Source organism: Lelliottia sp. F153, assembly GCF_002870005.1.
In the GTDB taxonomy this organism is placed as follows: Bacteria; Pseudomonadota; Gammaproteobacteria; order Enterobacterales; family Enterobacteriaceae; genus Enterobacter; species Enterobacter nimipressuralis.
This window is the reverse complement of record NZ_PKFT01000001.1, coordinates 19,131-30,168: the sequence shown is the minus strand read 5'-3', so window position 1 is coordinate 30,168 and position 11,038 is coordinate 19,131. Positions and strand designations below refer to the sequence as shown.

Annotated in this window: 12 protein-coding genes and 1 pseudogene; 3 read left to right on the top strand and 10 right to left on the bottom strand. The window is 55.5% G+C overall.

Going from position 1 to position 11,038, the window contains the following annotated elements; all coding sequences use genetic code 11:
• Positions 1-210 precede the first annotated feature (210 nt).
• Positions 211-1,776, top strand: a pseudogene (mltF, locus tag F153LOC_RS00165) (membrane-bound lytic murein transglycosylase MltF); the annotation flags it as partial.
• Here the strand turns inward: mltF and tadA are convergent.
• From tadA to murQ, 4 genes are read right to left on the bottom strand one after another with little or no spacing between them, the layout of a single operon-like run.
• Positions 1,664-2,203: a tRNA adenosine(34) deaminase TadA gene (tadA, locus tag F153LOC_RS00160; protein WP_102104991.1), complete on the bottom strand. Its 540-nt coding sequence runs from the start codon at positions 2,201-2,203 to the stop codon at positions 1,664-1,666. The pseudogene mltF and the gene tadA sit on opposite strands and share 113 nt — an antisense overlap.
• Positions 2,204-2,227: 24 nt before the next feature.
• Positions 2,228-2,863 carry a phosphatidylglycerophosphatase C gene (gene yfhb, locus F153LOC_RS00155; RefSeq protein ID WP_102104992.1) on the bottom strand — a complete coding sequence of 212 codons (636 nt, stop codon included), beginning with the start codon at positions 2,861-2,863 and terminating at the stop codon, positions 2,228-2,230.
• 3 nt (positions 2,864-2,866) lie between these two features.
• The gene (locus F153LOC_RS00150; RefSeq protein ID WP_100779288.1) at positions 2,867-4,228 is read right to left on the bottom strand and encodes a PTS transporter subunit EIIC; all 1,362 of its coding nucleotides are present in this window, start codon (positions 4,226-4,228) and stop codon (positions 2,867-2,869) included.
• 13 nt (positions 4,229-4,241) lie between these two features.
• Positions 4,242-5,135 (bottom strand): N-acetylmuramic acid 6-phosphate etherase, encoded by an 894-nt coding sequence (gene murQ / locus F153LOC_RS00145; RefSeq protein WP_102104993.1) that lies wholly within the window; start codon positions 5,133-5,135, stop codon positions 4,242-4,244.
• A gap of 116 nt (positions 5,136-5,251) precedes the next feature.
• On the opposite strand from murQ, the gene F153LOC_RS00140 reads away from it, so the two are divergent.
• Together F153LOC_RS00140 and F153LOC_RS00135 are read left to right on the top strand one after the other, a co-directional pair.
• The gene (locus tag F153LOC_RS00140; protein WP_100779286.1) at positions 5,252-6,100 is read left to right on the top strand and encodes a MurR/RpiR family transcriptional regulator; all 849 of its coding nucleotides are present in this window, start codon (positions 5,252-5,254) and stop codon (positions 6,098-6,100) included.
• Between the two features lie 56 nt (positions 6,101-6,156).
• Positions 6,157-6,417 carry a YfhL family 4Fe-4S dicluster ferredoxin gene (locus F153LOC_RS00135; RefSeq protein ID WP_100779285.1) on the top strand — a complete coding sequence of 87 codons (261 nt, stop codon included), beginning with the start codon at positions 6,157-6,159 and terminating at the stop codon, positions 6,415-6,417.
• On the opposite strand, the gene acpS is transcribed toward F153LOC_RS00135, so the two are convergent.
• The 6 genes from acpS to lepB form a co-directional block, all read right to left on the bottom strand.
• A complete protein-coding gene (gene acpS, locus F153LOC_RS00130; RefSeq protein WP_102104994.1) occupies positions 6,414-6,794 on the bottom strand; it encodes a holo-ACP synthase in 381 nt (126 codons plus the stop codon). The two genes, F153LOC_RS00135 and acpS, sit on opposite strands and share 4 nt — an antisense overlap.
• Positions 6,794-7,525 (bottom strand): pyridoxine 5'-phosphate synthase, encoded by a 732-nt coding sequence (gene pdxJ, locus F153LOC_RS00125; RefSeq protein ID WP_102104995.1) that lies wholly within the window; start codon positions 7,523-7,525, stop codon positions 6,794-6,796. Before pdxJ ends, acpS begins: the two co-directional genes overlap by 1 nt.
• Before the next feature lie 27 nt (positions 7,526-7,552).
• The gene (gene recO / locus F153LOC_RS00120) at positions 7,553-8,260 is read right to left on the bottom strand and encodes a DNA repair protein RecO (protein ID WP_102104996.1); all 708 of its coding nucleotides are present in this window, start codon (positions 8,258-8,260) and stop codon (positions 7,553-7,555) included.
• An 11-nt stretch (positions 8,261-8,271) separates the two neighbouring features.
• The gene (gene era / locus F153LOC_RS00115; RefSeq protein ID WP_100779281.1) at positions 8,272-9,177 is read right to left on the bottom strand and encodes a GTPase Era; all 906 of its coding nucleotides are present in this window, start codon (positions 9,175-9,177) and stop codon (positions 8,272-8,274) included.
• Positions 9,174-9,854, bottom strand: a complete 681-nt coding sequence (rnc, locus tag F153LOC_RS00110; protein ID WP_095284345.1) for a ribonuclease III — start codon at positions 9,852-9,854, stop codon at positions 9,174-9,176. Before rnc ends, era begins: the two co-directional genes overlap by 4 nt.
• Before the next feature lie 221 nt (positions 9,855-10,075).
• On the bottom strand, positions 10,076-11,038 hold the full coding sequence (lepB, locus tag F153LOC_RS00100; RefSeq protein WP_100779280.1) for a signal peptidase I: 963 nt from the start codon (positions 11,036-11,038) through the stop codon (positions 10,076-10,078).

Sequence of the window (11,038 nt, the reverse complement as noted above, 5' to 3'; positions counted from 1 at the left end):
CGCAAGGGGAAAACGGGCGTCATTATAGAGAATCCTGAGCGCCGACGAAACCGTTTGCGTCGAAATAAAATCATCTCGCATTTTTATCCATAGGTGTGACCTGTCTCTCTAATTTGTTGCCAACTGTCGTAAGTTTGCGCAAAATGCCGCTCAATCAATGGCAAACCTTATTCTTAACATGGCTACAGCACACTGAGGCAACGCACGGCGCAGAGAATTAACTAATTGAAAAAATTAAAGATTAATTATCTGCTCATCGGCATTGTAACCTTGCTGCTGGCAGCGGCCCTGTGGCCTTCAATCCCCTGGTTCGGCAAAGCCGAAAACCGTATCGCCGCGATCCAGTCGCGGGGGGAGCTGCGTGTCAGTACCATCAGCTCTCCACTCACCTACAACAACGTGAACGGCAAAATAACCGGTCTCGATTACGAACTTGCGCAGCAGTTTGCCGACTACCTGGGCGTGAAACTCAAAATCACCGTTCGCCAGAATATCAGCCAGCTGTTTGACGACCTGGATAACGGCGATGCCGATATGCTCGCCGCCGGGCTGGTCTATAACAGCGAGCGTAGCAAAAACTATCAGCCAGGGCCGACCTACTACTCCGTTTCTCAGCAACTTGTCTATCGCGTGGGCGGGGTGCGCCCGCGTACGCTTGCTGCCCTTAACGATCAGCAACTCACCATCGCGCCAGGCCATGTGGTGATTGACGATTTGCGCTCCCTGAAAGAGAAGAAATACCCGGATCTCAGCTGGAAGGTCGATGACAAACTCGGCACTACGGCCCTACTGGAACAGGTAAAAGATAAAAAGCTGGCGTACACCATCGCCGATTCCGTGGCGATCAGTCTGTTCCAGCGCGTGCATCCGGAGCTGGCCGTGGCGCTGGACGTGACCGACGAACAGCCCGTCACCTGGTTTAGCCCTCTCGACGAAGATCAAACCCTCGCCGCCGCGATCCTTGATTTCTTCAATTCCATGAATGAAGACGGCACCCTCGCGCGGCTTGAGGAGAAGTATCTCGGTCACGGCGGCGATTTCGATTACGTCGATACCCGCAGCTTCCTGCGCGCGGTCGACAGTGTGCTGCCGGAACTCCAGCCGCTGTTCGAGAAATACGCCCAGGCGATCGACTGGCGCCTGCTGGCGGCGATTTCTTACCAGGAATCTCACTGGGACGCTCAGGCGACCTCACCCACCGGCGTGCGCGGACTGATGATGCTCACCAAGAATACGGCGCAAAGCCTCGGACTGACGGACCGCACCGACGCGGAACAGAGCATCAGCGGCGGCGCGCGTTATCTGCAGGATATGATGGCGAAAGTGCCGGAAACGGTGCCGGAAGAGGAGCGGATCTGGTTTGCACTGGCGGCCTACAACATGGGTTACGCGCATATGCTCGACGCCCGCGCGTTGACCGCCAAGACTAAAGGCAATCCTGACAGCTGGTCTGACGTAAAACAGCGTCTGCCGCTGCTGAGCCAGAAGCCCTGGTACAATAAACTCACGTACGGCTATGCGCGCGGGCACGAAGCCTACGCGTATGTGGAAAATATCCGCAAGTATCAGATAAGCCTGGAAGGCTATCTGCAGGAGAAAGAGAAGGAAGTGATGGAGGCCGAGCAGCTGGCGCAGAGCTATCCGGTGGTATCACCGAATGAGCTTAATCACCCGACGACTTCAATTCTGCCCTTTGTTGCTTTTTCTGCTGACGGCGCATTCGAAAGAAATCGCTTAGTAGCCCCGAACACTCTGGTGCAAGTACCCCACCGATAATCTGGACCTGGTGGTTCATGCCCGGATGACCGAGTACGTCCATTAAGGAACCCGCCGCGCCTGTCTTTTCATCCCGCGCGCCATATACCAGCGTCCCGATGCGGCTGTGCACCATCGCACCAGAACACATCACGCAGGGTTCCAGCGTGACATACAGCGTTGTATCCAGCAGACGGTAGTTCTGCAGTACCAGTCCGCCCTGACGCAGGGCCATGATTTCGGCATGCGCAGTCGGATCGTGGCGCCCTATCGGACGGTTCCACCCTTCGCCAATCACCTGATTGTTATGCACCAGAACGGCACCCACGGGCACTTCGCCCTCATCCCAGGCGCGTTTTGCAAGGGAGAGCGCATGGCGCATCCAGTATTCATGATTGAGTTCAAGGTCAGACAACGAAAGGTACTCCAGTCGGAAAGCGGGCGGCATTATACACACCCGTTATGATTAACACTATTCCAGTTGCTGAAGTTCGCCTGAAGGGGTAACGCGCCAGCGGTGCTGGCAGAAATAGAGCAGCGGGTTGTCCTGCTTGCTGTCGCTGTAGCCGCTGTAAAGGCGCAGGGGCGTGCCGATTTTTTTCTCGAGCTGCACCACTTTCTCGTGCCCCAGACAGCGCAGCGTCAGCACCCATCCGCCGTAGGCGCGTCCCATTTGAGTGGCAATCAGATTCACGCGCGGCAACCATGGCGTGTCAAAATAGACCTGCTCCACCAGCGACTGCGGCGAGCCGGTGATAAGCCAGATATCGGCGTCACTGGCGTTGAGGTACTCCGTTAGCCGGTCCTGCACCACCGGAAACGCGGTGACGTGCCCGCGAAACCAGTGGACGAAATCCTGTTGCAGCTGGCTGAGCCGCGCGTCGCTGTGCCCAAAGGTGCAGCCCCATAACAGCAGGCTCATTGGCCAACGCGCCGCGCGCCCTTTTATCAACAGTGCGATCCCGATAATCGGCAAAAGTGGCAGCACGAGCAGTGCGTTCAAGGGCTGGCGACGCAACAGATAGCGCATAAAACTGCCAAACATATCCTGCTGATGAAGCGTTCCATCCAAATCGAAAAAGACAACGCGGCGCTCGTGATTAACCAAACCTTACTCCTCTGGATCGTGGAATCCTAACAGCCAGGTAAACAAGAACCCGGCGATAATCGCTACCAAACAGCCTAACAGATAGAGCATGACTTTTCCGGTTACGATGGTTAATGCCAGCGGTAAACCGGAGATCCCGAAAGTAATAACGGTAGCCACTTTCCAGTAGCTGATCAACGCCCCACCCATCGCGCCCCCCAGACAGGCCGCGAGGAATGGTTTGCCAAGCGGCAATGTGACGCCGAAAATCAGCGGCTCACCGATGCCCAGCAATCCAACCGGCAATGCACCTTTGATCACCTTTTTCAGCCGTTCGTTGCGTGTTTTCAGCAGGATAGCAATCGCAGCACCGACCTGCCCCATCCCTGCCATCGACAGAATCGGCAGCAGCGCGTTGTAGCCGTGCGCCTGCACAAGCTCCACGTGAATAGGCACCAGCCCCTGATGCAGCCCGGTTAACACCAGCGGCAGGAAGGTACCGGACAGCACCGCCCCCACCAGCAAGCCACCACGATCGATAGCCATCGACGCCCCGTGCGCAATCGCCTCGGAGATCCAGCCGCCCAGCGGCTGTAAGGCCACAATCGCCACCGTACCGGTGATCAGGGTGGTCAGCAGTGGATTGAGAATCAGCTCAATCGAGCCCGGCAGCAGGCTGCGCAGACGCTTTTCGACCCAGCACATCAGGGCGACGACCAGCAGCACCGCGATGACACCGCCGCGTCCGGGCTGGAGCGCTTCGCCAAACAGGGTAATTTGCGCCAGCTGCGGGCTGGAGAGGATCCCCGCCATCACGCCGCCCATCGCCATCGAACCGCCGTAGACTTTCGCCGCGTTGACGCCCACCAGAATGTTCATGATGGCAAACACCGCGCTACCAAAGATGCCCAGAATCCCAAGCAGGTTTGGATAATGGGTCGCAAAATCGCCGACGATATCCGGGCGTTTGAGGATATTGATAATCCCGGTAATCAGACCCGACGCGATAAACGCCGGGATCAGGGGAATAAAGACGTTGGCCAACTGGCGCAGCGCATCGCTCATCGGGGCTTTGTATTTGGCTTTGGCCTGCGCTTTGTTGCGATCCACATCGCCTAAAACCTCAGCGCTTTCACCGATCATCAGCGCACGCATCGCATCAACGACCTGCGCGGCTTTACCCGGCCCGACAATCAGCTGGTGCTGTGCGCCCTGCTTTACGTAGCCGCTGACGCCGGGGAGCTTTTTCAGACGCGCCAGATCGAGCTGGCCGTCGTCCTGAACTTCGACCCGCACGCGCGTCATGCAGTTTTCGAGACGGCGGATGTTTTTCTCCCCGCCAATCCCCTGCAAGATGTCGCTGGCGAGCGCTGCTGTTTTTTCCATATACGCCTCAGTTTTAGTTTTGTAATGCAGCCCGCAAGAATCCCTGATGGGCTTCCAGTTTTGCGCGTGCCGCTGTGGCGTCCAGTCCGCTCAGAATCATCAGAATGGCCGGTTTAACGTCGTGATCGGTTTGTTGGAGAACAGCTTCAGCCTCTTCACGGCTGGCGCCGGTGGCTTCCACAACCATACGGCAGGCACGATCCACCAGCTTGATGTTGGTGGCTTTCATGTCCACCATCAGGTTCTGGTAGACCTTGCCGAATTTCACCATTGCCCCCGTGGAGATCATATTGAGTACCAGCTTTTGCGCGGTGCCCGATTTCAGGCGCGTCGATCCGGTCAGCGCTTCTGGCCCTACGACGGGAGAGATGGCAATCGCCGCAACCTGTGCAATCGGCGAACCGGGATTGCAGGAGATCGCCACCGTCGTGCAGCCCAGCTGTTTGGCATATTCCAGACCGCCGATGACATAAGGCGTGCGCCCAGATGCCGCCAGGCCGACTACCAGATCGTTTTTGGTCAGGCTCAGAGCGGCGAGATCATCCGCGCCAAGCTGTTTATCGTCCTCAGCTCCTTCGACCGCTTTCAACAGCGCCCCCGGCCCACCGGCAATCAGCCCAATCACCAGACCGTGCGGCACGCCAAAGGTCGGCGGACATTCAGAGGCATCCAGTACCCCGAGACGTCCGCTGGTCCCCGCCCCCATGTAAATAATGCGTCCACCGGCTTTCAGCGCGGCGGCGGCGGCATCAACGGCTTTTGCCACCTCAGGCAATGTCTCTTTCACTGCCAGCGCGACCAGCGTATCCTGTTGATTAAAACGGTTAACAAGATCGAGCGTGGAGAGCGCATCGAGATCCATGGTTTGCGGATTACGGGTTTCTGAAACGAGTGAGCCAAGATTCATTTTTTGTCCCTCAGGAATTTTTAATTCATATTAACCGTACTATAATGGAATATAAAATTCATTCAGGCGAGCAAAATTCTGTTTTGCAGCAGCAATCACATTTCGCCAGGAGGCGTATGAACTGTTTAATTCGTATTCGCCAGCGGTACGCGGGCTTTGCCCAGAGCGATAAAAAACTGGCGGATTTCCTGCTTTCCCAGCCCGATCATGCGCGTCATCTCAGCTCTCAGCAGCTGGCAAGCGAAGCGGGCGTGAGCCAGTCCAGCGTGGTGAAATTCGCGCAAAAAATTGGTTTTAAAGGTTTTCCGGCACTAAAACTGGCGATCAGCGAAGCGCTGGTCAACAATCCAAATCCGCAATCCATGCCGTTGCACAATCAGATTCGCGGCGACGATCCGATGCGTCTGGTCGGTGAAAAGCTGATCAAAGAGAACGTGACGGCGATGCACGCTACGCTTGACGTGAACAGCGAAGAGAAGCTGCTTGAAAGCGTGGCGATGCTGCGCGCGGCGCGGCGAATTATCCTGACCGGCATTGGCGCATCGGGGCTGGTGGCACGTAATTTTGGCTGGAAACTGACTAAGATCGGCTATAACGCCGTGGTTGAACAGGACATGCACGCCCTGCTGTCTACCGTGCAGGCGATGGACCCGAATGATTTGCTGTTAGCCATCTCCTATTCCGGAGAACGTCGGGAAATCAATCTGGCGTCTGATGAAACGCTGCGCGTCGGGGGTAAAATCCTGGCGATTACCGGTTTTAACCCGAATGCCCTGCAGCAGCGAGCCACGCGTTGCTTGTACACCATCGCCGAAGAACAGGCTACCCGCAGCGCCGCGATTTCCTCTACCAGCGCGCAGATGATGCTGACGGATCTGCTCTTTGTGGCACTGGTACAGCAAGATCTGGAACATGCACCGGGACGCATTCGTCACAGCGAAGAGCTGGTAAAAAAACTGGTTTGAGCAGGGAATGAGCGTATAATGCCCGCCCTGTTTGTGATGTTTCTGAGATTTTCCTGATGGCGCTGTTAATCACCAAAAAATGCATCAATTGCGATATGTGCGAACCCGAATGCCCTAACGAGGCCATTTCAATGGGTGATAGCATTTATGAGATTAACAGCGATCGCTGCACCGAGTGCATCGGCCATTACGAAACGCCGACCTGTCAGAAAGTGTGCCCGATCCCTAACACCATTCTCAAAGATCCGGCCCATGCCGAATCAGAAGAGCAGCTGTGGGATAAGTTCGTGCAGCTGCATCACGCGGACAAACTCTAGCTTTCAATGATTACCGTGGCGCAGGCGTAATGACGTTCATCCGCCAGCGTAACGTGCATATGGTTCACACCGAGTCTTTCTGCAAGCTTTTGCGCCTCGCCCCATAACCGCAGACGGGGTTTGCCCAGCTCATCGTTAAACACTTCGAACTGATTAAACGCCAGCCCGTTACGAATCCCGGTCCCGAAGGCTTTCGCCGCGGCTTCTTTTACCGCAAAGCGCTTCGCCAGAAAACGCACCGGCTGTTGATGCGCTTCCCAGATGGACCATTCATTGTCGCTGAGCACCCGTTTTGCCAGGCGATCGCCACTGCGGGCGATCACCGCTTCGATACGGGCAATCTCAACGATGTCCGTGCCTAAGCCCAGAATCGCCATTACTGACGCGCTTCCAGCATCAGACGTTTCATCTCGGCAACGGCCTCTTTCAGACCGCTCATCACCGCGCGACCGATAATCGCGTGGCCGATATTCAGCTCGTGCATTTCCGGGATCTGAGCAATCGCCTTGACGTTATGATAGGTCAGGCCGTGACCGGCGTTGACTTTCAGGCCCAGGCTCGCGGCATAGCGGGCTGCGTTGGCAATGCGATCCAGTTCTTTGGCCTGGGTGGCTTCGTCTTTGGCATCCGCGTAGCAACCGGTGTGAATTTCGATGTACGGCGCACCGACTTCCGCAGCGGCCTTGATCTGTTCGACATCCGCATCGATAAATAGAGAAACCAGGATGCCGGCATCGGCGAGACGTTTGCAGGCATCCTGCATTTTGTCACGCTGACCGGCGACATCCAGCCCGCCTTCGGTGGTCACTTCCTGACGTTTTTCCGGCACCAGGCAGCAGAAATGCGGCTGGGTTTCACAGGCGATCGCCAGCATCTCTTCCGTAACCGCCATCTCCAGATTCATGCGCGTGTCCAGCGTCTGGCGCAGGATGCGTACGTCACGATCGGTGATGTGGCGGCGGTCTTCACGCAGGTGAACGGTAATGCCGTCGGCGCCAGCCTGCTCGGCGATAAATGCCGCCTGAACCGGATCAGGATAAGCCGTACCGCGCGCATTACGCAGCGTGGCAATGTGATCGATGTTGACGCCTAACAGTAATTCAGCCATGACAATCCTCGGTTTTCTCATTGTTCATTAACGCTTTGGCACAAACTGCCTGAATAATTCGCGGCTCTTTAAGGGCTTGCCTCCAAGATACGGCTTGAGGGCAATTCGGGTAAAGCGTTTTGCCGCGCGTAAGGTATCCTGGTCAGGAAATTCTCGCTCATAGAGCGCCCTGAGATGCCGCCCGGTGAACGTCGTGTTGTCGATCACCACGCTGGCAATAAACCCCTTCTCTTCGCGATAGCGATAGGTCATGGCGTCCTCTACGGATTCGCCGCTTCCTGCGCAGTGCAGAAAATCAACGCCATAACCGAGGTGGCCAAGCAGCGCCAGCTCAAACCGGCGTAATGCGGGTTCGGGCGTGCCTGTTGCGCCAGCCAGCGCCTGGATGCAGTGCAGATAATCGAAAAAGAGTTCGGAGAAGCGTGTTTCGTGTTCAAGGACGCGTGAGATGAGTTCGTTGACGTACAAACCGCTATAGAGCGTGATGCCTGACAGAGGAAGCGCGAGGGAGACGGCTTCGGCACTGCGCAGGGTTTTGACTTCGCCACGTCCGCCAAAACGAACCAACAGCGGGGTGAAGGGTTGTAACGCGCCCTTCAGGTTAGAGCGTTTGGAACGTGCGCCTTTTGCAACCAGGCGCACGCGACCCGACTCTTCCGTGAAGACGTCCAGCATCAGGCTGGTTTCGCTCCACGGACGGCTGTGAAGGACAAAGGCTCGCTGCCATCCATCCACGATGTTGTGTCTTAGACGTCGTCGCCGTAACCGAGACTACGCAGGGCGCGCTCGTCATCAGCCCAGCCTGATTTCACCTTCACCCACAGCTCCAGGTGAACCGGTGCTTCAAACATCTCCTGCATGTCTTTACGCGCTTCGATGCCGATGGTTTTGATTTTGGCGCCTTTGTTGCCAATCACCATCTTCTTCTGCCCTTCTCGCTCAACGAGGATCAGCCCGTTGATGTCGTACCCGCCACGCTCGTTAGTCTGGAAACGTTCGATTTCCACGGTAACGGAGTACGGCAGTTCGGCACCGAGGAAACGCATCAGTTTTTCACGGATGATTTCAGAGGCCATAAAGCGCTGGGAACGGTCGGTGATGTAATCTTCCGGGAAGTGATGGATCGCTTCCGGCAGATGTTTACGCACGATACCGGCGATGGTATCGACGTTCATGCCCGTTTCCGCAGACAGGGGAACGATGTCGAGGAAATTCATCTGGCTTGCCAGGAACTGCAGGTGCGGCAGCAAATCGGCTTTTTCCTGCACGTTGTCAACTTTGTTGACCGCAAGAATCACCGGCGATTTGCCATCGCGTAGTTTGTTCAGAACCATCTCATCGTCTGGCGTCCAGCGGGTGCCTTCCACCACGAAGATGATCAGTTCGACATCACCGATAGAGCTGCTCGCCGCTTTGTTCATCAGGCGGTTGATGGCACGCTTCTCTTCCATATGCAGGCCAGGGGTATCGACGTAAATCGCCTGATACGCGCCTTCCGTGTGGATGCCGACAATACGGTGACGCGTGGTTTGCGCCTTACGGGAGGTAATGGATATTTTCTGCCCAAGCAGATTATTCAGCAGGGTTGATTTGCCGACGTTAGGACGTCCGACAATGGCAACAAAACCGCAGTAACTCTTTTCTTCGCTCATTCCAGCTCCAGCATTTTTAACGCCTGTTCGGCGGCAGCCTGTTCCGCCTTGCGACGGCTAGAACCTGTGCCAACCACCGGTTCACTCAGGCCGCTAACCTGGCAATGGATGGTAAATTCCTGATCGTGTGCTTCGCCGCGCACCTGCACCACCAGATAAGATGGCAGCGGGAGGTGGCGACCCTGCAGATATTCCTGCAAACGAGTCTTAGGATCTTTTTGTTTATCGCCTGGGCTTATTTCGTCCAGACGCGTTTGATACCAGTTCAGAATGAGTTGCTCTACCGTCTGAATATCGCTGTCGAGGAAAACACCACCGATTAATGCTTCGACAGTATCCGCGAGAATTGATTCACGGCGAAAACCACCGCTTTTCAGTTCACCCGGCCCAAGTCGCAGGCATTCGCCCAGTTCAAACTCGCGTGCAATCTCGGCAAGCGTGTTGCCGCGCACCAGCGTAGCGCGCATACGGCTCATATCACCTTCATCCACACGAGGGAAACGGTGATAAAGCGCATTTGCGATCACGTAACTTAAAATGGAGTCGCCTAAAAACTCGAGGCGCTCATTGTGTTTGCTGCTGGCACTGCGGTGGGTTAATGCCTGTTGCAACAACTCCTGATGCTGAAAAGTGTAGCCCAGCTTCCGTTGAAGCCGATTAATTACGATGGGGTTCATGCGATACCAGTAAATGAATGCGTCAAAAATGCAGCACACGAAACCGACCTGATAAGACCAACGCGGTTTCGTGTGCCGTGGCACTGAGTCAGCGCCAACCTTAAACTTCGGGGGAATATTCTATACGCAACGACAGGGTATGTCGTTAGCCAGGAGAGATTATCTCTTAAATAATTCACGTAACCCTCATTTATGAGGGTTACGTGTGCAATTATCAGGAATTAATGGATTCCGCCAATGCGATTCAGACGAACGCCGGTCGGCCACTCCCCTTCCTGTTTTTCGAAGCTCATCCAGATCGCGGTCGCTTTACCGACCAGATTCGCTTCCGGAACAAAGCCCCAGTAACGGCTGTCCGCAGAGTTGTCGCGGTTATCACCCATCATGAAGTAATGTCCTGGCGGAACGATCCAGGTGGCGAGCTGCTGGCCTGGCTGCTGGTAGTACATACCCAGCTGATCCTGCGCGATCGGAACCGTCAAAATGCGATGCGTCACGTCACCCAGGGTCTCTTTACGCTCAACCAGACGAATTCCGTTCTCTTTGGTTTCGCCTTTCGGCATCTGGAAGAAACCGCTGGTCGCTTCGCCCCCGTTACGACGGGCAAAGGTCTGCACAAAGTCGCTCGGCTCCACGTTGGAATAGGTGATCGGCAGCGCGTTCTCACACGCCGTACCGGAGCTACAGCCCGGCTGAACGGTCACTTCTTTCGCGACAGGATCGTAACTCACTTTATCGCCTGGCAAGCCAACGGCACGCTTGATGTAATCCAGACGCGGATCTTCAGGGTATTTGAAGACCACAATATCACCGCGTTTTGGATGACCGGTTTCGATTAACGTTTTCTGATAGATAGGATCTTTAATGCCGTAGGCATATTTCTCTACCAAAATAAAATCGCCAATCAGCAGCGTAGGCATCATCGAACCGGACGGGATCTGGAAAGGTTCGTAAATAAACGAACGCACCACCAGAACAATCGCCAGAACCGGGAATACGGAAGCCCCTGTTTCCAGCCAGCCCGGTTTCGGGCTGACTTTCTTCATGGTTTTCGCATCCAGCTGTTCACCCGTAATAGACTGACGTTCGCGACGTTTCGGGGCGAAGATAAACTTATCCAGACACCACAACAGCCCCGTCACCAGGGTCGCTATGACCAGGATCAGGGCAAACATGTTCGCCAT